The sequence below is a fragment of the Acinetobacter sp. TGL-Y2 genome (genome assembly GCF_001612555.1).
GTDB lineage: Bacteria > Pseudomonadota > Gammaproteobacteria > Pseudomonadales > Moraxellaceae > Acinetobacter.
In genome coordinates, this window is record NZ_CP015110.1 from 1886564 (window position 1) to 1907767 (window position 21204).

The 21204-nt window shown below is 39.0% G+C and carries 25 protein-coding genes and 1 riboswitch; of the genes, 13 read left to right on the forward strand and 12 right to left on the reverse strand.

The window, feature by feature from the left end; all coding sequences use genetic code 11:
• Positions 1-44 precede the first annotated feature (44 nt).
• From AMD27_RS09005 to AMD27_RS09020, 6 genes are all read right to left on the reverse strand, one after another.
• Positions 45-254: a hypothetical protein gene (locus AMD27_RS09005; protein WP_067659266.1), complete on the reverse strand. Its 210-nt coding sequence runs from the start codon at positions 252-254 to the stop codon at positions 45-47.
• 118 nt (positions 255-372) lie between these two features.
• Positions 373-843 (reverse strand): transposase family protein, encoded by a 471-nt coding sequence (locus AMD27_RS09010; protein ID WP_067655823.1) that lies wholly within the window; start codon positions 841-843, stop codon positions 373-375.
• Positions 791-1042 carry a transposase family protein gene (locus AMD27_RS18135; RefSeq protein ID WP_171254793.1) on the reverse strand — a complete coding sequence of 84 codons (252 nt, stop codon included), beginning with the start codon at positions 1040-1042 and terminating at the stop codon, positions 791-793. Before AMD27_RS18135 ends, AMD27_RS09010 begins: the two co-directional genes overlap by 53 nt.
• A 37-nt stretch (positions 1043-1079) precedes the next feature.
• A complete protein-coding gene (locus tag AMD27_RS09015; RefSeq protein WP_067658713.1) occupies positions 1080-2027 on the reverse strand; it encodes an IS5 family transposase in 948 nt (315 codons plus the stop codon).
• 27 nt (positions 2028-2054) lie between these two features.
• Positions 2055-2252 (reverse strand): hypothetical protein, encoded by a 198-nt coding sequence (locus tag AMD27_RS18140; RefSeq protein ID WP_150115767.1) that lies wholly within the window; start codon positions 2250-2252, stop codon positions 2055-2057.
• 67 nt (positions 2253-2319) lie between these two features.
• Positions 2320-2526, reverse strand: coding sequence for a hypothetical protein (locus AMD27_RS09020; RefSeq protein ID WP_067659269.1), 207 nt, complete (start codon positions 2524-2526; stop codon positions 2320-2322).
• 129 nt (positions 2527-2655) lie between these two features.
• Here AMD27_RS09020 and AMD27_RS09025 point away from each other — a divergent pair, with 129 nt between their 5' ends.
• On the forward strand, positions 2656-3312 hold the full coding sequence (locus AMD27_RS09025; protein WP_067659272.1) for a potassium channel family protein: 657 nt from the start codon (positions 2656-2658) through the stop codon (positions 3310-3312).
• Positions 3312-4664 carry a TrkH family potassium uptake protein gene (locus AMD27_RS09030; RefSeq protein WP_067659273.1) on the forward strand — a complete coding sequence of 451 codons (1353 nt, stop codon included), beginning with the start codon at positions 3312-3314 and terminating at the stop codon, positions 4662-4664. The genes AMD27_RS09025 and AMD27_RS09030 overlap by 1 nt, the downstream gene beginning before the upstream one ends.
• A 105-nt stretch (positions 4665-4769) precedes the next feature.
• On the opposite strand, the gene AMD27_RS09035 is transcribed toward AMD27_RS09030, so the two are convergent.
• On the reverse strand, positions 4770-5099 hold the full coding sequence (locus AMD27_RS09035; RefSeq protein ID WP_067659276.1) for a hypothetical protein: 330 nt from the start codon (positions 5097-5099) through the stop codon (positions 4770-4772).
• 228 nt (positions 5100-5327) lie between these two features.
• Between AMD27_RS09035 and AMD27_RS09040 the strand changes: the two genes are divergently transcribed.
• The 6 genes from AMD27_RS09040 to AMD27_RS09065 all read left to right on the forward strand — a co-directional run bounded on the left by AMD27_RS09040 (position 5328) and on the right by AMD27_RS09065 (position 9572).
• Positions 5328-5780 (forward strand): HD domain-containing protein, encoded by a 453-nt coding sequence (locus tag AMD27_RS09040; protein WP_067659279.1) that lies wholly within the window; start codon positions 5328-5330, stop codon positions 5778-5780.
• 57 nt (positions 5781-5837) lie between these two features.
• Entirely contained in the window at positions 5838-6737 is a 900-nt protein-coding gene (locus tag AMD27_RS09045) for a LysR substrate-binding domain-containing protein (RefSeq protein WP_067659282.1), read from the forward strand.
• 90 nt (positions 6738-6827) lie between these two features.
• Positions 6828-7913, forward strand: a complete 1086-nt coding sequence (trmA, locus tag AMD27_RS09050) for a tRNA (uridine(54)-C5)-methyltransferase TrmA (protein ID WP_067659285.1) — start codon at positions 6828-6830, stop codon at positions 7911-7913.
• A gap of 243 nt (positions 7914-8156) precedes the next feature.
• Entirely contained in the window at positions 8157-8390 is a 234-nt protein-coding gene (locus AMD27_RS09055) for a hypothetical protein (RefSeq protein ID WP_067659288.1), read from the forward strand.
• 191 nt (positions 8391-8581) lie between these two features.
• Positions 8582-8827: a hypothetical protein gene (locus tag AMD27_RS09060; protein ID WP_067659290.1), complete on the forward strand. Its 246-nt coding sequence runs from the start codon at positions 8582-8584 to the stop codon at positions 8825-8827.
• Between the two features lie 190 nt (positions 8828-9017).
• Positions 9018-9572 (forward strand): lecithin retinol acyltransferase family protein, encoded by a 555-nt coding sequence (locus tag AMD27_RS09065; protein WP_067659292.1) that lies wholly within the window; start codon positions 9018-9020, stop codon positions 9570-9572.
• 507 nt (positions 9573-10079) lie between these two features.
• On the opposite strand, the gene AMD27_RS09070 is transcribed toward AMD27_RS09065, so the two are convergent.
• Complete coding sequence (locus AMD27_RS09070) at positions 10080-11138, reverse strand: aldo/keto reductase (protein ID WP_067659295.1); 1059 nt, start codon at positions 11136-11138, stop codon at positions 10080-10082.
• 104 nt (positions 11139-11242) lie between these two features.
• On the opposite strand from AMD27_RS09070, the gene AMD27_RS09075 reads away from it, so the two are divergent.
• Positions 11243-12145: a LysR family transcriptional regulator gene (locus AMD27_RS09075; RefSeq protein WP_067659298.1), complete on the forward strand. Its 903-nt coding sequence runs from the start codon at positions 11243-11245 to the stop codon at positions 12143-12145.
• Between the two features lie 96 nt (positions 12146-12241).
• On the opposite strand, the gene AMD27_RS09080 is transcribed toward AMD27_RS09075, so the two are convergent.
• Complete coding sequence (locus AMD27_RS09080) at positions 12242-13966, reverse strand: glutamine--tRNA ligase/YqeY domain fusion protein (RefSeq protein WP_067659301.1); 1725 nt, start codon at positions 13964-13966, stop codon at positions 12242-12244.
• A 165-nt stretch (positions 13967-14131) separates the two neighbouring features.
• Here AMD27_RS09080 and AMD27_RS09085 point away from each other — a divergent pair, with 165 nt between their 5' ends.
• From AMD27_RS09085 to nfsB, 4 genes are all read left to right on the forward strand, one after another.
• Positions 14132-14641, forward strand: coding sequence for a peptidylprolyl isomerase (locus tag AMD27_RS09085; protein ID WP_067659313.1), 510 nt, complete (start codon positions 14132-14134; stop codon positions 14639-14641).
• 127 nt (positions 14642-14768) lie between these two features.
• Positions 14769-15488, forward strand: a complete 720-nt coding sequence (locus AMD27_RS09090) for a UDP-2,3-diacylglucosamine diphosphatase (protein ID WP_067659315.1) — start codon at positions 14769-14771, stop codon at positions 15486-15488.
• Between the two features lie 175 nt (positions 15489-15663).
• Entirely contained in the window at positions 15664-16083 is a 420-nt protein-coding gene (locus AMD27_RS09095; protein ID WP_067659317.1) for a hypothetical protein, read from the forward strand.
• Between the two features lie 231 nt (positions 16084-16314).
• Entirely contained in the window at positions 16315-16968 is a 654-nt protein-coding gene (gene nfsB / locus AMD27_RS09100; RefSeq protein ID WP_067659320.1) for an oxygen-insensitive NAD(P)H nitroreductase, read from the forward strand.
• A 65-nt stretch (positions 16969-17033) separates the two neighbouring features.
• On the opposite strand, the gene AMD27_RS09105 is transcribed toward nfsB, so the two are convergent.
• From AMD27_RS09105 to AMD27_RS09115, 3 genes are all read right to left on the reverse strand, one after another.
• Positions 17034-18278 (reverse strand): D-amino acid dehydrogenase, encoded by a 1245-nt coding sequence (locus tag AMD27_RS09105; protein WP_067659323.1) that lies wholly within the window; start codon positions 18276-18278, stop codon positions 17034-17036.
• Positions 18279-18428: 150 nt separating this feature from the next.
• Positions 18429-18517: riboswitch (glycine riboswitch) on the reverse strand.
• Between the two features lie 83 nt (positions 18518-18600).
• Positions 18601-19737: a rod shape-determining protein RodA gene (gene rodA / locus AMD27_RS09110; protein WP_067659326.1), complete on the reverse strand. Its 1137-nt coding sequence runs from the start codon at positions 19735-19737 to the stop codon at positions 18601-18603.
• 182 nt (positions 19738-19919) lie between these two features.
• On the reverse strand, positions 19920-21182 hold the full coding sequence (locus AMD27_RS09115) for a D-amino acid dehydrogenase (RefSeq protein WP_067659329.1): 1263 nt from the start codon (positions 21180-21182) through the stop codon (positions 19920-19922).
• Between the last annotated feature and the right edge of the window lie 22 nt (positions 21183-21204).

Genomic DNA, 21204 nt, shown 5'->3' on the forward strand with positions numbered 1-21204 from the left:
AAAAAAGAGCTTCAAAGATGAAGCTCTTTTTCATGACGAAATTGCTAGTAAATCGCTATATTTAGATCGCCATCATCATTAAAAGCTTGATTGAATTCTTGAACGATCATCTCAAGTTGCTGCTGATTTTGGGTAGGAAGGAGTAACCAGTAGGGATTTTCCCGATACACCACCAATAACGACAATTGATGCTCTTCTGCAACTTTTTTAATGTTATCGAAAATAATCGTCTCAGTGTGCTCCGTGAGATCCATTTCTTGATTAAATAACTCTTGTTCAAAGCCCTCTTCATTTTGTTCAAATAAGTTCGAAAGTTGCTGATCAATATCATTGTTTAACTGCTGTGTATTGACATTAGACTTCTTTCATAAGTCATTTTTTATTCAGCTCCATGTTGTAAATTCCAGCAATTAAATTGAATCTTAAGCCCAGTCTTTTTCCACGGTTACGATATCGCTCAGCAAGAATTTTGAAAGTTTTCAAACTACCAAATATATGCTCAATGCCAATTCTCCTTTTATTGATTTCTTGATTATACATTTTTAGCTCAGGATCCAGTTTGCAGCGCTTTTTTGCTTTTAATGGCAATAGGCTATTCGCATATACTGCATAAATCCCTTGATAGCCTTTATCTGCAAGAATGAAGGCACCTATAGGAATCTGATTCAAGTTACGTTTGAAGAGTTCAAAATCATGTACAGCACCACGACTCGTGCATAAACTTAGAATTTTCTGAGTCTTATAATGAATGATGGCTTGAACTTTGAAAGTATGTGCCTTCTTCTTCCCACTATAGCTTTTCTTCTGTTTTTTTAGGCCTTTGTATTGTAATTTCTGTGGCATCTACGATCACCACATTCCAATCAATGCCTTCGCCTTCTGGCAAATCCTTTGGTAAATTAAATAAATTCGACTTGATGAGGCAGTCCTCTACGTGGCGGACGATTCTTGAAGCTGTAGGCTCTGAAACACCATAACTTGTTGCGACATGGAACAATGTTCGGTATTCACGCCAATAACTTAAGCAGGCTTTGTTGCACAAATGCTTGAGAGGCAGAGCTATCCCAAAGGATCCAAATTTAAGATACAATTTGGGTATGAGGGCGGCCTAATTCCGTGAATTTATTCAAGACTGCTACACGTGCATGAATCTCATTCACCTGACTAGAGAAACTCCTTGCCGTTAATTTATCTCCCAATAATTTGATGCAATGCATCTTGGTTTCTACCAAACTTCGACGATGATAACCGGACCATTTTTTCCAAAGGGCTCTTCCTGAGAAGCACTGCTTCGCAAGATTGACTGTTTTCAATAACTCATTCCGCTCTATAGACCTCGCTTGTTTGTCTTTCCAAGGCTTTGCATTCTTTCTTGGCGGAATCACAGCATGCGCTTGTCGATCTGAAATGACTTGTCGGCAGTGTTTCGTGTCATAAGCCCCATCTGTATAGACAGAGTCAATCTGCTCATCCAATGGAATTTGAGCAAGCAAGTTGCCAAGAACCTGAGAGTCACTCACATTGTTCGTCGTGAGCTGAACAGCACGTATTTGCAGGGTTTCAGCATTTATACCGATATGAAGTTTACGCCATTGGCGACGGTATTCAGGCTGATGTTTCTTACGTTTCCATTCACCTTCACCTAGAAACTTTAAGCCAGTGGAGTCTATAAGTAGATGCAGTCCATCACGGCTCTTTTGGTAACTAACCGCAATATCAATGTGCTTTTGTCTTCTGCAGAGGGTAGAGTAATCTGGTGCGGTCCAGCCTAATCTACAAAGTTTAATGAGGCTTTGGACAAAGCCTGTGACCATACGTAAAGAGAGTCGAAATAAGGATTTGATCATTAAGCAGCATTGAATAGCTGTATCGGAATATGTTTGATTTCGACCTTGTTTACCTTTTGGCTGAGCATACCATTGAGTGTTAGGATCAAACCAAATGGAGATATTTCCTCGGTTGATTAAGGCTCGATTATAGGAAGACCAATTGGTTGTCCGATAGATTTTAGGTGTTGGCTTATTCATTTAGAAATTATATTGATGAAGATGCCTTTAAGAACAGCTTTGTGCAACAAAGCCACTTAAGCATAGAAGGATTTGATCTTCTATGCTCAATTTAGGTGGTCTGCCTTTGGCAGGAACATGCATATTAAGTTGCTCAACCATTAAATAAAAGGTTGACCATGAGATGCCTGTATATCGCTTGAACTGTGTTTCAGAAAGCTTTTTGAATCGATGTATTTCATTCAAAGATTATGCATGATTATTGAAGAGGCTTTGGTACAAATAATCGGCAAAAGATTGATTATTTTTTGATTTATGAAAGAGATCTATTGAATTTTTTAAAATAGTAATTTTCATCAATACCATTATCAAAATATTCTTTAAGCTCAATATAATGAAAATATTCAGCATCTTGATTGAGCCAATCTCGGAAATAATCAAAATCAGCCTGTTCGCTTTCTAGCGGTTGTTTTAGTTCAGGAATAAGAGATTGTACTAGGCTATAAATGTGTTGTGACATTGTGATCTTCTCTTTATTGATTTTAAATTTATAAAAGTCAGCGCTCAATCTATCAAATTATCAGCCAAAAATATAAACTCAGATCAAAATATAAATCCAATTTGAACTTCATTCAGGAATATTTTAGTTATGGCGCTGTTTGCGGTTATTGGTTTAGGCAGTTTTGGTGCAACGGTTGCTTTAGAACTCACCAGTTTAAAACACGATGTGATTGGTATTGATACTGAAAAAAAATATGTTGAGCGCCTCTCTGACCAGATTAGCCATGCGGTAATTGCAGATGCAACCGATGAACATGTCCTTGAAGAGCTCAATATTAAAAATTGTGATGCAGTGGTAGTGGCCATTGGCGAAGATATTGAGGCCAGTATTTTATGTGTATTGCACCTTAAAAACTTAGGTGTGGATCGAATATTGGTCAAAGCCAAATCTAAATCGCATCATATGATTTTAACCCACCTTGGGATCACCAAAATTATTCACCCAGAAGAAGATATGGGTATTCGAGTTGCTCAATCTTTAAGTTACCCCATGGTTCGCCGTTATATGGCACTCAACAATGAGCGTTATATTGTTAAAATCGAAGTCGGTCAGCATTTAAATGGGATTGAGTTTAGACAAATCATGGATCATAGCGATGGCGTAAAGACACTTTTATTACAACGTGGTTCTCATGTGATTTATGACGTCGCTTTAGGAACTTTGCTTCAAGAACACGATATCCTTATTGTGGAAGGTCCTGTTGAAATTTTAAGAAAGCTAGCCACGAGATTTGCTTTCAAATGATGAAATTTTATAGTTCAAAATTACTGAATAAAAAAACTCAAAGTATTAACCTCAGTCCGCCAAGTTTGCTTGCATTCGGATTCTTGAGCTTTATTGTGCTGGGAACACTGCTGCTTAAACTGCCCATCTCTCATCATGGCTCGATCAGCTGGTTGGATGCCCTGTTTACAGCCACCTCTGCGGTTACCATTACCGGCCTTTCGGTGGTGAACATTGGGGAGGCCTATTCTACATTAGGTCAATTCATCATTATGTTATTGATTCAATGCGGTGGCTTAGGTTTTATGACCTTCGCAATATTGGCAGCGCTCAGCCTGTCCCCCAAAATTGGTTTAAAACAGCAAGTCATGGCGCAAGAAACCATTGGGCAAACCAGTTTGGCACGTGCCACTTTCACCATGAAAGGGGTACTGCTTTATTCTTTGTTTTTTGAAGGGATTGGAACTCTCATTCTTACGCTGGCTTGGATGCAATACTACGATTTTTCAGATGCTTTATTTTATGCAGCTTTCTATAGTATTTCGGCATTTAACAATGGCGGATTTTCGCTTTTTCCGAATAGTTTGATGAGCTTTTCGGGTCAGTATCTGGTCACCCTGACCATTAGCCTGCTCTACATTCTTGGCGGAATTGGGTTTGTGGTGTTGATGGATATCAAGCGTGCGCATTCATGGAAAAAGCTATCCACCAACAGTAAATTAATCTTATCAACCATTGCAGGTTTAAACCTCTTTGCTTTTATTGTGCTTTGGAGTCTTGAAGCGAGTAATCCACTGACGCTTGCACCGATGTCGATTGGCGATCAAGCCTTGAATGCATGGTTCCATGCCACTGTGCCACGCTCATCTGGCTTCAACAGCATCGACATTGCGAATATGCGCGATCCCTCGACCCTGATTACGATGATGCTGATGTTTATTGGTGGTGGGTCGCTTAGTACCGCAGGGGGGATTAAAGTAGGAACCTTTATTATTGTGGTGCTCAGCGTAATTCGCTTTCTTAGACGCTCTGATGAGATCACTATTTTCAAACATTCAGTATCGAGTTCAACCACCTATAAAGCCTTAGCGGTCATTTTGATTACAACAATGCTGATCTTTGTTGGCTTTTTTTGCTTATTGATCATTGAACCCAATCATGCTTTTTTAGATTTGATGTTTGAGGCATTTTCAGCTGCCTGTACCGTCGGGCTTTCTAGAGGCATTACCGAACAATTGCAGCCTGCCAGTTTAATCATCTTGATGCTGTTAATGTTTGCAGGTCGCCTAGGACCTTTAACGCTCGCTTATCTGATTGCCACACCAAAGAAAAGTCGATTAAGTCACCCCACAGCTGAAATTCAAGTTGGTTAATCCTCTTTTTCCCAAAATAAAATGCCAATGTTGGCTGACATTGGCATTTCTCTTCTGAGCACGGATATTTTAAAGAGCGATGTCTATATTCCCAAAAACTAAATTTTAAATTTTTGCAGCGAAACCGATGTAACGATACATCTCCTCTACACCCAAATCCATTTTGTAAATCATAAAGTTTTCTAAGCTCGATTTACCAATTTCAGTAAATACATGCGAGTTTTCGTCATCGGCATGAATCTCATCGACAGTACGCTGCATGGTCTGCTCAAACTCATCCGAGATATATTCAAAACCCAAATCCATTGCAATAAAAAGTGTATGCTCACACGGCTGAATATACTGTTCTTGATCCCAATCAATGACATCATGCTGACAGTGTGGGCATGTTACATTTGCTTGATTATTTTGAAGTTCAGTCAGTTGAAAAGCCATAGTCTTTGGAACACAATGAAAAGTTTAGTTTAAACGATCTCGGCTATTGATGAATAGGGATTTTACAAGGCGTAATGGAATGCTCATAAAAACAATGAACTTAAATTATGATCCAAACGCTTAGCTTACTTTGATGGGAAATTATGAAACTCATTCACAACGCTTGTAAATCGAAAAGACTAAAAACACACACCCAACACTCTATTTACAATAAAAATTTAGGAATATATGTCTACTCTTGAAAAAGCCATTGCACTCGCCGCCAACCGGCATGCAGGACAAGTCGATAAAGCGCAGCAGCCCTACATTTTGCACCCTCAACGCTTGATGCTTAAAGTCAAAACGCCTAACGAGCAAATTGCTGCGGTGCTGCATGATATTTTAGAAGATACCAATACCACTGTTATAGAGCTGATTAGTCTCGGTTTTAGTCCTGTCGTGGTTGAAGCCGTACAAGCGCTGACTAAAAAGTCAGGTGAAACACGTATTAAAGCAGCTTATCGAGCGGTGAAAAATCCGATTGCACGCGCAGTAAAACTTGCAGACGTAGCTGACAATATGGATATTTCTCGTATTGCCACACCAACACCTGCTGACTTTAGACGCTTAGAAGAATATCAACGGGTACGCCAAATCTTAATTTCCAATGAATATGTTGCAGATCAACAGTCCGTGCATTGACTTCAAGCAATGAGCTTGGTTTAAATAGCGGAGCTGCTACCCTTTTGGAATGAATAGATGCTGTCAGACTTAGACGATTTTTACTGTTATGCACTTGTGGTAGAACACGGTGGTTTTAGTGCAGCCGAGAGAGCCACAGACATACCCAAATCTAAACTGAGTCGTCGCGTCTATAATTTAGAAGAAAATTTAGGTGTGCGTTTAATTCAGCGTAGCTCTAGACACTTTGCAGTAACGGATATTGGCATGAATGTGTACCGTCATGCTCAAGTCATGATGAACGCTGCACAGTCTGCACACGATCTGGTCGATCATTTGAGCGATCAACCTCGCGGCCTAATCCGAGTCAGCCTGCCGGTATCGGTGGCGCAAAGTGAAATGTCGCGTATTTTGCCTAAATTTTTAAAGAAATATCCTGAAATAAAAGTACAGCTCATTGTCAGTAATCGGCGTGTCGATGTGATCAATGAAGGCATTGATTTAGCTTTACGTGTGCGCTCAAACCTTGATGATGACCCAAATTTGGTCATTCGTAAACTTGAAAATATTGAGCAACACCTGTTTGCCAGCCAAGCCTATTTAAATGAATTTGGTCTGCTCAAAAACCCCGAAGATTTGACTCAGCATCGGATACTCAGCATGGTAGATGAACATACCGATCAGCACATGGTATTACATGATGCACACAATCAAAGCGTTAAAGTCAAAGTTAATCCTATACTCATGGGCTCAGATTTAATCATGCTGGCACAACTTGCCAGTCAAAATTGTGGTATTTCACTGTTACCCGATAGCATTGTTCAAGACTATGTTGATCGTGGTGAATTGGTCAAAGTTCTGCCTGAATGGAAAGCTGCGCATGGAATTTTACATGCGGTTTATCCTTCACGCCGCGGTCTGCTGCCCGCCGTTCGAGTCTTTATTGATTATTTGGTGGAGCAGCTTACCAAAAGATAAGCCACAAAAAGTGTTGCGCAAAGATTATGCAGAAAATTTGGCTAATCTTTGTTAACATCGCCTCTGCTCTGTGCTAGTTTTTAGATTTTTATGACTTCATCTTATCAACAACAACTCGATGCTAAAATTGAACGTATTCAGACGCAATTTGCGCAGTACAATCCACCAGCATTAGAGGTTTTTGCATCTCCTGAAAAACACTATCGTATGCGTGCAGAATTTCGTATTTGGCATACTGAAGATGACATGTTCTATGCCATGTTTGAACGAAGTGAAGATGGTCAACACAAAAACGTCATTCGTATTGATGAATTCGAGGTTGCAGATCAAAGCATTAATACCTTAATGCCGATTTTATTAAAAGAATTAAACAGCGACGACGTATTGTCTAATCGCTTATTTGAAGCGCATTTCCTTACTACTCTTAAAGGTGAAATGCTGGTCTCACTGATTTACCGTGCACCTTTGACTGAAGAGTGGGAAGTTTTAGCAAAAGCTTTAGCTGAAAAACTGAATATTAAGTTGATCGGTCGCAGCCGTGGTAAAAAAGTGGTCATCAGCGATGACTTTGTAGTGGAAGAGCTTCAAGTCTTTGACCGCACTTTTAAATACAAACAGATCGAAGGCAGTTTTACCCAGCCCAACGCCCAAGTTTGCCAAAAAATGTTGGAATGGGCATGTTCCAGCATTGAAAAGTCTGAAAAAGATATGCTTGAGCTGTACTGTGGTAATGGTAACTTTACCCTTCCCTTGTCTTTAAAATTTAATCGCGTTTTGGCTACCGAACTGGCTAAATCCTCTGTTTATGCTGCACAGTGGAATATTGAACAAAACCAGATTGATAACATTCAAGTGGCGCGTTTATCTGCTGAAGATTTCACAGAAGCGTATACGGCACAACGTGAATTCCGTCGTCTACAAGAAGCCAATATTGACATTCAAAGCTATAGCTTTGAAACCGTGTTTGTCGATCCGCCACGTGCAGGCATTGATGATGATACTCTAAAGCTACTTCAAGGTTTTGAACGTATTATTTATATCTCATGTAATCCTGATACGCTGCATGACAATTTCAAGACGCTTTCGCAGACACATCGTATCGTGAAATTCGCTTTATTTGATCAATTCCCCTATACACATCATGTTGAATCTGGTGTTGTGTTAGAGAGAATCTAAACAATTTATTTCAGCAGTCAAAGAGCGATGTTTTCATCGCTCTTTTTTTCGCCATAAATATTTCATAAATAAATCATATAGTTAAAAAATTGCAATATTGTCTTATGTCATAATAACGTTAAATACCGATGTTATTATCGAAATATTTACTCTTGTTTTGATACTTGCGTCACATTTATTCGCTTGCATTAAATTTTAAAGTGGCTATATTTCGAACTATGTTAGGTTGTATATGAAGGCTCTATGAGTTTTTGGCAAAAGCTGTTTTCAACAAGTCCACAGCAAAACGAGCAAAAGAACCAAATTGCTTGTGTTGAAAATGATTGTTCTTGTAAGTCAAATGAACAATTGGTTATCGCGCTACAAAAGGCGACCGACGAAGATGTGATTTTGGGTATCAAGAAAGTACTACTCTCCAGAGGTTACAGTCGCAAAGATTTAACGGAACTTGTGTCACCGAAGTTTCCTATACAATAAGCAAAGAAAAAGCACTTATCTATAAGTGCTTTTTTTAATGGTTACTTTTAAAATTTTTCAATATATACGTTTGAACGAAGCTTAACGCTACAAATCACTACTGTTTAAAAATATAAACAAATGATAGAAAACCACTACAATGAGATTAACAACAATACTGATCAAATTATAAAAACGAAAAGGATACTTTTATGTACACAAAAATTAGCCTAACCCTGATTGGTCTAAGTCTTGCACTGTCCGCCTGTAGCAAAATCCCTTCAGAGTGCCAAGACGCTTGGAACAGCATTGAGAAAATGGCAAAAGAAAGTGGTATTCCTGAAGATGCCCTTAAAGCTCAAAAAAAGGAATTTGAAGCACAGCTACAACAGCTCAGTAAAGAACAGGCCATTCAAGCCTGTAATGCTCAAAATTCAGTATTCGGTTCAATCAAATAGTCTTTAGGACACTTTGAAATTTAACCTAGCTTGAACTCTAATCTAACCTTCATCACTAGAGTTTAAGCCCTCCATTCTTTTTTGGAGTTAAATTTAATCCGCCGAACATGTCTGAAATGTTGAATATTGGGTATCATCAGCCTGTTATTTTCAATAAAATACAGTTGTAAAATTTATTGTCAATTGGGTTATGCGGCGTAAAAATTTGAAAAAATACCCTCTGGGTAGTCATCTAATTATTCATCACTTTGGTTACAGTCATCACGGCATTTATGTCGGGAAAGGTCGTGTCATTCATTATTCAGGTTTTGCACATTTTTTTAAAACATATCCGATAGAAGTGACCACGCTTAAAAAGTTTGCGCGGGGTAAGAAAATTCAAATTCGTCACTACAATCAGCCGAAATACTCAGGTCGCATGATTGTTAAACGTATGCGTACTCGCATGCACGAAAATAATTATCATTTGATTATTAACAATTGTGAGCATTTATGTAGTTGGGCCATTACAGGGGTCGAAAGTAGCCCACAAGTTTTTAAGATGATGAACCGTCTCACCACCCTTGGCTATATCAGCTCGCTGATGAGTTATTTGAACAGTGTGTTTTTGACTTTGGCAACGACTTGTTTTGCTTTGGTTTTATATATTAAAAAGAAATTAAAAGACCAAAACAAACTGAATACACCTGTATATTTAAGTTTAAAAGAAAGTCCAAAATCCAAGCAAAAAAAATCCCCGCTTTAGCAGGGTTTCGAGGGAAACATCGTTTCAAATAAACCTTTCGGTTCAGCATCAATATGCGTGCTCATCAGATTAATGTCAATTCAAATTATTGATTTTAAAAATTAAAATAATCTACACTATTTTTTTAAAATACCTAATCAGAAATATTAACTTATTTAATTCTAAAAACTTAAGCATAAAAATACTATGATTTAAATGCATTAAATATTGAATTTTCACATGAATTTATGCATTAAATTTACATATTTTTACCTTATCACTGGTAAAAATCTTGTCCTTGTCATTAAATTGTCAAAGCGTATTTACCCAGTCATCAAGCGAAGCCCTTGTGGTGCTGATCTTGCTTCAAGGCTCATGCTAATCAAAACGTAGTAAGATAGATCATCCATTATATTGAGCAGCACAAAGTATTCTGCATAGGCCTCAGACCTTGAGATTCGATTACAACGCTTTATAACCAAGTTGCAGAGCTAGAATTGATGCAGGTATTTAATTAAATGGATAGCGTTATTTCATTTGCTCTAAAAAGTTCGACTTGACTAAAGAAAGATGCCTTTCTGAAAATTGTCCATTCCAATACGGATAGTAAGGATAAGGTGGATAAACCGAACTCACTTGGTTGAGTCGATCTAATTGCTGTTGATTTAAAGTAAATTGATGAGTTGCCAGATTCTCTTGTAATTGTTGTTGATTGCGAGCGCCAATGAGCACACTGGCTACTGTCGGACGTTGCATCACCCAATTTAAAGCAATTTGCGCAACTGGTCTGGAGATTTCTAAGGAAATTTCTTTTAACACATCAATGACCTGATATAAATATTCTTGATTTACCGGCGGTGCAAATTGGGCAGTCTGATGTAAACGACTTTGCTCAGGTATTGCATGTTGACGATCAAACCGACCCGTCAAACGCCCCCAACCCAACGGACTCCACACCACTGCGTCAATATTTTGATCGTGATTCAGTGGCATGAGTTCCCACTCATAATCCCGCCCAATCAATGAATAATACACTTGATGCGTCACAAACTTTTCATAACCAAAACGCTCAGCAATAGATTGTGCTTTCATTAATTGCCAAGCTGAAAAATTAGATGCGCCGATATAACGTACTTTTCCACTCTTCACCAACTGATCTAAGCTTGACATCAGTTGCTCTAAAGGGGTGAAGCTATCAAACTGATGCAGTTGTAATATATCGATATAATCCGTTTGCAAACGTTTTAGCGATTGTTCAACTGCGTGAATCAGATAATGTCTTGAAAAACCCACATGATTGATTTGCTCGTCTGTTCGAACAGATACTTTGGTTGAAATAATTGAGTTTTGACGATGCGGTGCAAGCGCTCTTCCTAATATCCGTTCGGACTCACCCTCTGAATATACATCCGCAGTATCAAAGAAATTCACTCCCGCTTCGAGACACGATCCGATCATTTGATTGGCTTCTTGTTGCCCCGCATTGCCCCATGCAGAAAAAATCTGTCCTTTTCCACCTAAGGTTCCAGCACCAAAACCCAAGGCAGATACCTTTAGTCCTGAATTACCCAAAAAATTATATTTCATGATGTTTCTCTTTCATCAAAAGTAAGTATGAATCACAACATACCAACCCAATACTTTTAAAAAAATCAGGATAATCGATAAACACTTTTTCGATTTTATGAACCATGGAAACTAAAGACTTTGAATTCTTTCTACGGGTGGCTGAATTAGGTTCGATCAGTGCTGCCGCAAAAGAAGCAGATATCGCGGTTTCTGTTGCAAGTCAGAAGATTCAAAGACTTGAAAATCAATTAAAGCTTAGGCTATTTCATAGAACAACACGCCGTTTGAGTCTAACCGAAGAAGCAAAAATTTTAATCAATGATGGCCGCCCTTTACTTGATCACTTTAAAGCCCTGACAGAACATTTAAAAGATCATGATGAGACGCTTTCTGGAACCATAAACCTCTCCACCTCTGCAACCTTTGCTGATCATGTGCTCATTGATGCACTCGCAAAATTTTTAAAATTACATCCTCAGCTTAAAATGAATTTGGATTTAAATGATCAAAATATTGACCTGATTACTCAAGGCATGGATTTGGCGATTCGAATCGGCCAGCTTCAAGACTCAACATTAGTCGCAAAAAGATTAGCGCATAATAAACGGCTGCTTTGCGCATCTCCACAGTATTTAGCTGAATATGGTATTCCGAAGACTTTAAAAGATTTAGAGGGTCACCGCTGCATCATACAGCGTCATCAACAAGGCATAAGTCACACGTGGAATTTCATCAATGAGCTGGCTGAACAGATCCCTATTCATGTCCATGGTTATTTTACAGCAAATTCTGGAGAAGCGATTCGACAAGCCTGTTTAGCGGGTCTTGGAATCTCAAATCACTCTCTGTGGCACGTTCAACAAGATCTTGATGCGGGGAAACTCGTTCAAGTCTTAGCCCAATTTCCTGTCGAGCCTACAGCGATTTATGCGGTGATACCTGATAAAAAATTTGTCTCCCACAAAGTGAGGCAATTGATCATTTTTTTAGAAGAGAATTTATCAATAGAATCAAAACCCATCTAAGCGTTATCTGCTTAAAATACAAAAGCCCAACCGAAGTTGAGCTTTTATTGAGTTTAACGGACGCATGAGATTAAGACTCATACGTTGTTTTCATCTTTATTTTGCAGGCTTGAAGCTGTCTTTAAGATCGAGAATACGGTTGAACACCGGTTTTTCTGCAGTGTGATCATGTTGATCTGCAACAAAATACCCTTCACGTTCAAACTGGAAACGATCTTCTGGTTGAGCTTGCGCTAAAGCAGGCTCAATAACAGCTTGAACCACCTTTAAAGACTCAGGATTCAAATGTTGTAAGAAGTCTTCATCAGCGTCTGGTGCTGCTTCATTAAACAGTCGGTCATAAATACGAACTTCCGCCTGTACACCTTTCGTTGCAGAGACCCAATGAACCACACCTTTCACCTTACGTCCTTCAGGATTTTTCCCTAAAGTATCAGGATCGATTGAACATTTTAGCTCAACCACTTCACCACTTTCATCTTTAATCACTTCATCGCATTTAATCACGTAGGCATGGCGTAAACGTACTTCACCTTCAGGAATCAAACGCTTAAAGCCTTTCGGTGCAATTTCTTCAAAATCTTTACGATCAATATAGATTTCTTTGGTCAATGGAATAATACGTTCGCCCATGTCCACGTTTGGATGACGTGAATGGGTTAAATCCATATCTTCAGGCAAATTGGTCAAGGTCACTTTAAGTGGATTGAGCACCGCCATACCACGTGCTGCTGTATTTTCTAAAGATTGGCGGATACAGAACTCGAGCATTGCCACATCAACAATACTGCCATCGACTTTAGTCACACCCACACGCTTACAGAAATCTCGCAGTCCTTCAGCAGTAAAACCACGACGACGCATACCCACAACTGTTGGCATACGTGGGTCATCCCATCCGTTGACATGCTCCCCTTCAACCAATTTACGTAATTTACGCTTAGAGGTAATGGTATAGTCCACATTTAAACGGCTAGATTCATACTGGCGAGGCACAGCTGGAGAGTTCACTTTCTCAACCACCCAATCGTAAAATGGACGATGATCCACAAACTCTAAAGTACATAGAGAGTGCGTCACGCCTTCAATAGCATCCGACAATGGATGCGCATAGTCATACATTGGGTAGATTTTCCACTTATCACCCGTCTGATGATGCTCTGAATGCAAAATACGATACATGATCGGATCACGCATATGCACGTTTGGTGAGGTCATATCGATTTTGGCACGGAGTACTGCTTGTCCTTCATCCAACTCACCATTACGCATTTGTTCAAAGCGCGCTAGGTTCTCATCAACTGTTGCATCACGTTGTGGTGAGTTTTTCCCTGGCTCAATAAAGTTACCGCGGTTTAGCTTAATTTCTTCAGGTGATTGTAAATCGACATAGGCATCACCTTGTTGAATCAGTTGCACCGCCCATGTGTACAATTGATCAAAATAGCTTGACGCATAGCGTGTTTCGCCATTCCATTCAAAACCTAACCATTTCACATCATTGGCAATACCATCAACATATTCTTGTTCTTCAGCATCTGGGTTGGTATCGTCAAAACGAAGATTACATACACCCTCGAATTCTTGGGCAATACCAAAATTTAGGCAAATTGCTTTCACATGACCAATATGTAAATAACCATTTGGCTCAGGTGGGAAACGTGTTACTACCTGTTTTGTACGTCCTGCTGCAAGGTCTTCTGCAATCACTTGGCGTACAAAATCTAAGCCCGGTTGTTGTTCTTGCTGCGCAGCATCGACAGATTGATTTTGTGTTGTCGGGTTATTTGGCAGGGATGAAACAACATCATTCGGCTTCATAGTTGATAAATCACTTCTATAAGATAAAATAGGATAATTAAAACGCGATTCTCATTTATTAACAAAGAAAATAACGTTTTTGCTTGCCTTGTAGTTTACAGTTTGCTTATGCTTCTCTCAACCACAAACCCATGGCTTTTTTGTCCATGATTAGGAGATTATAGAATGAGTTTTCCTCAAGTCGAATTAAACACCAATAAAGGACGTATTGTTCTTGAACTTAATGCTGAAAAAGCACCAAAAACGGTTGCTAACTTTTTAGAGTATGTTCGTGATGGTTTTTATGATGGCGTAATTTTCCACCGTGTTATTGAAAATTTCATGGTTCAAGGTGGTGGCATGGATGAAAACTTCAAAGAAAAAGCAACGCGCGATTCTATTGAAAATGAAGCTGACAACGGTTTAACCAATGACATCGGTACTGTTGCCATGGCGCGTACACAAGCACCTCATTCTGCTTCTGCTCAATTCTTCATTAACGTAAGCAACAACAGCTTCCTTAACCACTCTGGTAAAACAGCACAAGGTTGGGGTTATGCAGTTTTTGGTAAAGTGACTGAAGGTCTTGACGTTGTAGATGCAATAAAAAGCGTTCGTACAGGTAACCGTGGTTACCACGCTGACGTTCCATTAGAAAATGTTGTGATCGAATCTGCTAAAATCATTTCTGAATAAAACCTCCCTGAGTAGCACTGCTACGCAAGTCTCTTTATGAAAGAGGGACTTCCCATCATTAAAAATAAGGGAAACTCCTCCCTTTTGAAAAGGGAGGCTAGGTGGGATTGTGAAAATAGGAAAAAAAGTGACCTATCTGTTTATATCAGATTTACATTTGTCACCTGATCACCCTCGACTCGTTCGGGGGTTTTTAGCTTTACTCGACCATTATAAAAATCAAAATACTCAATTGTATATTTTAGGCGATTGGTTTAACGCTTGGATTGGTGACGACTACACAGCTTCTTGGTTAGATGAAATTGTTCAGCATCTCAAAGCATTTACGGCTCTCGGCAATCATATCTATTTTCAAGTGGGAAATCGCGACTTTGCTTTAGGGCAAGCATTTTTAAACCGTTTTAACGGACACCTTATTCCAGACGTTGATTTCTTGAAAATTAGTAACTTAAACATTCGAATTGAACATGGCGATGCTTTGTGTACCGATGATGTTTCTTATCAGCGCTTTCGTAAAGTAATCAGAAACCCCTTCATATTAGGTTTTTTAAAACGTACACCACTCAGTTTTAGACAAAAACTGGCCAATGGCTTCCGTAAAAAAAGCCGCGCTTCAAATCAATTTAAAAGCTATCAGATTATGGACGTAAACCAGAAGGCTGTTGAATTGGCACTAGCAGATTCAGATCTTTTGATTCATGGTCATACACATCAACCCAATATTCATAATGTTTCAGGGAAATTCAGAATTGTGTTAGGTGACTGGCGTGAGCAACAGGCTGAAATTTTAGTGATTGATTCGATGACCCCGGTTCACAATTTAAAATTGCAAGCATGGCACTACTAAATCTTATCAATCATCATCAAAACCATTACTTCTTTCATGCTCTTAATCAAAATCTTAATCAAATCTATTTCCATAGTGCTCAATTAAGCAACACTCTGCTTTTTAAAGATTGAATCACTCCCAAAAATCACCATACTGATGTTCTATCTTTATTTTCAATACAGTGCGCCTAACTATGTCTGATTTCAACAACATCACCGTAAATCCTCATGATGATCAAAAAGTTTCCTTACTGATTGATGGAAAACCAATATCAGAAAAATTTGGTGTACAGTTTGAAAGCAGCATTGTAGAAGAACTAAAAGCACTGGAAGAAGGTAAAGCCCTGCAACTTTTTGATCAATTCATTTTTTCACACAGTGATTTAAATTTTGAACACAAATATCGCTATGTGACCAGTATGGTCAAATCGGATCATACATTTACACTTCAGACCAATTTTGTTTATCACATTACAGCCGAAGGCAAACCACCTATGGAAAATGCCATTACCAATCAAGGTCAGCTTTTAACACATGAAGAGATTCAAGAGTTCATTAACAAAAATATTCAAACGGCTATGAGCCAATATACAGACTTAAAATACGCCTATTAATTTTAAGCTTTAACATGTAATTTTTAGGTAGAAATTTAAAAAAAATTGACAATAAAATGTCATGTCATGCTTTGAGCTATTCAGAGCATGATTTAAATGATGTAATGGAAGAAAAATTTACACCCTTGTATATCCAATACATAGTATTAAAATTCATTAACCTTATGCAGATTTAAGTGATGCAAATCTAAGTTATTCATATTTAACCTCTACACGATTGGACACATGCACATGGATTTACTCAATATATCAAAAACACGCTATACGACAAAAGCTTACGATGCTTCAAAAAAAATTCCACAGCAGCAGTTTGAGCGATTACTAGAAATATTACGTTTAGCACCCTCTTCGATTAATATTCAACCTTGGCACTATTTTATTGCTGACAATATCACTGCAAAAGAACGTATTGCTAAGGCTTTAGTTGGGAAATACGCTTATAACGCACCTAAAGTCTTGGAGTCATCACATACCATTCTTTTTTGTACTCAAGCCGATATTACAGAGCAGCATTTAAGTCAACTATTGAGCCAAGATGATGCCAGCGGTCGTTTTAAAGATGACGCTGCAAAGCAAACTCAAAAAGATGCACGTCTCGGATACGTTGAATATTATCGTAATGAAAAAGGTGACGTTCAACGTTGGGCAGAAAATCAAACTTTTATTGCACTCGGACAAATGCTACTTGCAGCAGGGGTTGAAGGTTTAGATGCAACACCCATTGGTGGTTTCGATGAAAACATCATTATCAAAGAACTCGGACTTGCTGAGCAAGGACTGATCCCCTCTGCTCTTCTGACGTTGGGCTTTAGAAGTGAAAATGATTTTAATGCCAAACTACCCAAATCTCGTTTAAATAAAGACGCGATTTTCACCCATTTATAAAATGCTAATCTAAGATGTTAAATAATTAAGGATGAAGTTTAGTCTTCATCCTTTTATCTTGATATTTAAACAGGATATGAATTGGCAATCTCTTGACTGATCATGACTGCTGTTGCAGCAGACAAGGTCCAACCCAAATGACCATGCCCTGTATTATAAAAGACGCGTTCGCGCTTACCACGTCTCACCACAGGCATCATGTTTGGCATCATCGGTCTAAGACCTGCCCAAGGAATACTGTGTTCAGTCGAAATATTAAAGTTCCGATTCACCCAATCAATTAAGGGCTGAATACGTTCAGAACTAATATCTCGATTATATCCATTAAACTCCGCTGTACCCGCCACCCGTAAACGATTTGAGCCTAAGCGAGAAGTGACGATTTTAGCGCTTTCATCCAGTAGGCTAACCCATGGTGCATTTTGAATGCTTTGCTCGTCATCTAACTGTACCGTGATGGAATACCCCTTCACAGGATAAACATTGACGCGATCTCCCAATTGCTGCGCCAAATGATAGCTGCCTACTCCACTACAGACCACAACTGCGTCCGCATCTATTTGCTCCACGGCAACCGCTTCTTGATTCATATTTTCAACACTTGGGTGATATTGAATGTGCACGCCTTTATCAGAGTGTTCAACATTCATTACTTCCATCCCAAATAAATACTTCACCCCATATTTTTTAGATGCATTGGCAAGCCCTGTGGTGAATTTATGAATATCTCCTGTGGCATCTCCCGGACAATAAAACCCTGCGTAATAGTCACCTGTTAAGCTCGGTTCAATATTTTTCATTTCCTCAACTGTGACTGCATGACGCTCTAAACCCCCACCACACAACACGTTATTTACGCGTGTGGCCACGGTGTAGTCATATTCAGAATGATAAAAATGTAAAATCCCGCGCTTTTCTAAATCAAAATTGATATTTTCATGTTCTGCAATGGAAAATAATCGTTCACGTGCCATGAGCGCCATTTTTACTGTGTTTTTGGTATTGGCTTCATAGTGTTTAATATTGCCCAGAAATTCGACCAACCATGCATATTTGTGCAAATCAAAAGAGGGATTGAGCAAAAGTGGCGCATTTTTTTGAGTCATCCATTTAATGCCTTTCAGCACTGTGGCTTTTTGATTCCACACTTCGGCATTACAGGCAGAAAGCTGACCACCATTGGCAAATGAGGTTTCCATTGCAGGGAATAAATGTTTATCAATAACCGTAACGTCATAACCGAGCTGAGCCAGCTCGTAGGCTGAAGTTACACCTGTGATACCTGAACCAATCACGACAACATGAGGCATGAGAACACTCCTTGGAATAAGATCCAAATTGCCCCATCTGTCACTGTACCTGAGAGCTTCGGATTAAATTTGATCCATTCAAATTTACCCATCCCCTTCGGTGAGCCTTATGTTTAATTGAAACAAATAAGGCTTCTCTCCAGATGTTTTAAAATTATTACAGTCCTTTTGCCTGAGAGATTCCGGGGTCGTTGCTCCTTCGGCGGATCTACAGAAGACCTCTCTCCTGCAATAACTTATTGTTGTTATAGAGCAATATATATGCCATGTAGATACAAATAGTAAGCCTTCAAAAGTAACAAATCTTATTTGGTTAAAATACTTAGCGATGAGTATGAATTGACATCACAATCCCCATACCTGCTAACGTTGCAATGATGGCTGTACCACCATAACTCATTAAGGGCAAAGGATCACCTGTGACAGGCAATACGCCACTGACCATACCCGAATTTAAAAAAACAAAGAAGAAAAATGTCAGCGCCGTGGCACTCACATACAAACGCCCAAAATTATGAAAACAATTCAAAGAAATGAATAAGCAGCGAATAATAATTGCTGCAAATACAGAGAATAAGGTCATTACTCCAAAAAAACCAAACTCTTCTGCAAGCGTAGACATAATGAAATCGGTATGGTGTTCAGGTAAATAACCCAAATGTGACTGTGTGCCCTCATTAAAACCCTTACCTAATAATCCACCAGACCCAATGGCTATTTTAGATTGAATAATATTCCAGCCTGCTCCCAAAGCATCAGATTCTGGATCAAATAGGGTTACAATTCGCTTCTTTTGATATTCTTGTAGGACAAACATCCATATTACTGGGGAAATCATCGCAAATGCAGCACATCCACCAAAAATAATACGCCATGATATCCCACTGAAAAATATGACAAAAATACCAGGAATAATGAGTCCGACATTGATATCTGGCTGGAGCACCACCAGAACAAACGGAATCATCATTAAACAAAAAGCAAAAATAATATGAATCAGTTTAGGGGGTATCGCTTTACGCGAGAAATACCAAGCCACCATCAATGGCATCGTAAATTTCATAAACTCACTGGGTTGTACACTTCCCACACCTGGAATAGATATCCAACGCTTTGCCCCCAATCGAACTTCGCCCATAAAGAGGACCAATACCAACAAGGCAATCGAAATAGCATATAAATAAGGACTAATGACTTGATATACTTTTGGCGGAATTTGTGCAAAAACAATCATCACAATAAAACCGACAATAAAACTCGATGCCTGACGAACCAACATGCTTGTATTTTCAGACGTTGCACTATAAATAATAATCAAACCAAAAATAGAATTGATCACTAAAAACATAAACAGCCAAGGATCTAAATGGAACTTATTCCAAAAAGAAGCACTTGAGTTAAAGCTCCGACCATCACGCAAGGCATGGCGTAAAAATTTATACTGCTGTGAAGGTTCCATTCAATGAGACGCATTTTTCTAGAAATTTCAGGCACATTATATTTATATTGATAAATAATCAATGTATTCAATTATGAATAAATTGATTATTCATTCAAACCTTCTAAAACTTTAACTTAGGACAAAAGCTTAGAACAAAAGACCGTGATAGATCACTTTCTAAATCCACTATAGATTTGCGCTTAACGGGGTACGTAGCGAAAGATATTCAAATCTTCATAATCAATTTCTGGGGTTCGATTTGAGATGATATCTGTCAAAAGCTTGGCCGAGCCGCAGGACATGGTCCAACCCAAGGTTCCATGACCTGTATTGGTGTATAGATTTTTATAAAAGGTTTTACCTACAATGGGGGTTCCATCTGGAGTTGCGGGTCGAAGCCCTGTCCAAAAGTGTGCATCTGATAAATCACTGGCACCCGGAAATAACTGCTCTAACACCATAATCAGCGTGTCTTCACGATTGGTATTTAATGAGCGATCAAAACCATTAATTTCAGCCATACCGCCAACACGAATGCGATCATCGAAACGGGTTAATGCAATCTTATAACTTTCATCTAAAATGGTGGATACAGGTGATCGATCTAGATTTAAAATTTTAGTGGTAATCGAATAACCTTTGAGTGGATAAACGGGAGCATCAATACTGAGTTGTTTAAGCATTTCGTGACTATAACTCCCTAATGCCATGACATAAGCATCCGCCTTTAAAACCTGTCCACTTTTTAAGGTAATGGATTGAATACTGTCAGTGGTATGTTCGATACTTTCAATATGGGTATTAAATAAATACTGCACACCCTGCTTCATGGTCAGTTCAGCAAGCTCGGTAGTAAATTTCTGACAGTCTCCAGTCTGATCATTGGGTAGTCTCAAGCCACCTACAAAATCGACGGTTGCATGTGACAAAGCTGGCTCAGCACGCATAACACCTGCTTTATCCAACAATTCAAATGGAACACCTTCCTCTTTTAGCACCTCAGTGTCTTTGCCGGCGATATCCAGTTGCGATTGTTTACGAAACAGCTGTAATGTGCCCAACTGACGCTCATCGAAATGAATGTGTGTGTCTTGACGAAGCTGATCTAAACAGTCACGGCTATATTCTGAAATTCGCACCATACGCTCTTTATTGATTTGATATCGATGAATATTACATTCCGCGAGCATTCGTATCATCCATTGATACTGATACATATCACCTGTGAGCTTGATCGCAAGCGGCGCGTGATGTTGGAATATCCATTTAAATGCTTTAAGCGGGACACCCGGTGCCGCCCAAGGAGATGCATAACCTGGAGAAATTTGCCCTGCATTGGCAAAACTGGTTTCCAACGCGACATTGGGTTGCCGATCAATGACTGTCACTTCATGCCCAGCTTGGACCAAGTAATAAGCGGTTGTGGTTCCGATGACACCTGCACCCATCACAATGACATGCATACACACCTCCATGTTTTAAATT

Excerpts from the sequence above, each read along its gene's own strand:
- AMD27_RS09005 (WP_067659266.1), bottom strand. The coding sequence starts at position 254 with ATGGATCTCACGGAGCACACTGAGACGATTATTTTCGATAACATTAAA.
- AMD27_RS09010 (WP_067655823.1), bottom strand. The coding sequence starts at position 843 with ATGCCACAGAAATTACAATACAAAGGCCTAAAAAAACAGAAGAAAAGC.
- AMD27_RS09015 (WP_067658713.1), bottom strand. The coding sequence starts at position 2,027 with ATGAATAAGCCAACACCTAAAATCTATCGGACAACCAATTGGTCTTCC.
- AMD27_RS09020 (WP_067659269.1), bottom strand. The coding sequence starts at position 2,526 with ATGTCACAACACATTTATAGCCTAGTACAATCTCTTATTCCTGAACTA.
- AMD27_RS09025 (WP_067659272.1), top strand. The coding sequence starts at position 2,656 with ATGGCGCTGTTTGCGGTTATTGGTTTAGGCAGTTTTGGTGCAACGGTT.
- AMD27_RS09030 (WP_067659273.1), top strand. The coding sequence starts at position 3,312 with ATGAAATTTTATAGTTCAAAATTACTGAATAAAAAAACTCAAAGTATT.
- AMD27_RS09035 (WP_067659276.1), bottom strand. The coding sequence starts at position 5,099 with ATGGCTTTTCAACTGACTGAACTTCAAAATAATCAAGCAAATGTAACA.
- AMD27_RS09040 (WP_067659279.1), top strand. The coding sequence starts at position 5,328 with ATGTCTACTCTTGAAAAAGCCATTGCACTCGCCGCCAACCGGCATGCA.
- AMD27_RS09045 (WP_067659282.1), top strand. The coding sequence starts at position 5,838 with ATGCTGTCAGACTTAGACGATTTTTACTGTTATGCACTTGTGGTAGAA.
- trmA (WP_067659285.1), top strand. The coding sequence starts at position 6,828 with ATGACTTCATCTTATCAACAACAACTCGATGCTAAAATTGAACGTATT.
- AMD27_RS09055 (WP_067659288.1), top strand. The coding sequence starts at position 8,157 with ATGAGTTTTTGGCAAAAGCTGTTTTCAACAAGTCCACAGCAAAACGAG.
- AMD27_RS09060 (WP_067659290.1), top strand. The coding sequence starts at position 8,582 with ATGTACACAAAAATTAGCCTAACCCTGATTGGTCTAAGTCTTGCACTG.
- AMD27_RS09065 (WP_067659292.1), top strand. The coding sequence starts at position 9,018 with ATGCGGCGTAAAAATTTGAAAAAATACCCTCTGGGTAGTCATCTAATT.
- AMD27_RS09070 (WP_067659295.1), bottom strand. The coding sequence starts at position 11,138 with ATGAAATATAATTTTTTGGGTAATTCAGGACTAAAGGTATCTGCCTTG.
- AMD27_RS09075 (WP_067659298.1), top strand. The coding sequence starts at position 11,243 with ATGGAAACTAAAGACTTTGAATTCTTTCTACGGGTGGCTGAATTAGGT.
- AMD27_RS09080 (WP_067659301.1), bottom strand. The coding sequence starts at position 13,966 with ATGAAGCCGAATGATGTTGTTTCATCCCTGCCAAATAACCCGACAACA.
- AMD27_RS09085 (WP_067659313.1), top strand. The coding sequence starts at position 14,132 with ATGAGTTTTCCTCAAGTCGAATTAAACACCAATAAAGGACGTATTGTT.
- AMD27_RS09095 (WP_067659317.1), top strand. The coding sequence starts at position 15,664 with ATGTCTGATTTCAACAACATCACCGTAAATCCTCATGATGATCAAAAA.
- nfsB (WP_067659320.1), top strand. The coding sequence starts at position 16,315 with ATGGATTTACTCAATATATCAAAAACACGCTATACGACAAAAGCTTAC.
- AMD27_RS09105 (WP_067659323.1), bottom strand. The coding sequence starts at position 18,278 with ATGCCTCATGTTGTCGTGATTGGTTCAGGTATCACAGGTGTAACTTCA.
- rodA (WP_067659326.1), bottom strand. The coding sequence starts at position 19,737 with ATGGAACCTTCACAGCAGTATAAATTTTTACGCCATGCCTTGCGTGAT.
- AMD27_RS09115 (WP_067659329.1), bottom strand. The coding sequence starts at position 21,182 with ATGCATGTCATTGTGATGGGTGCAGGTGTCATCGGAACCACAACCGCT.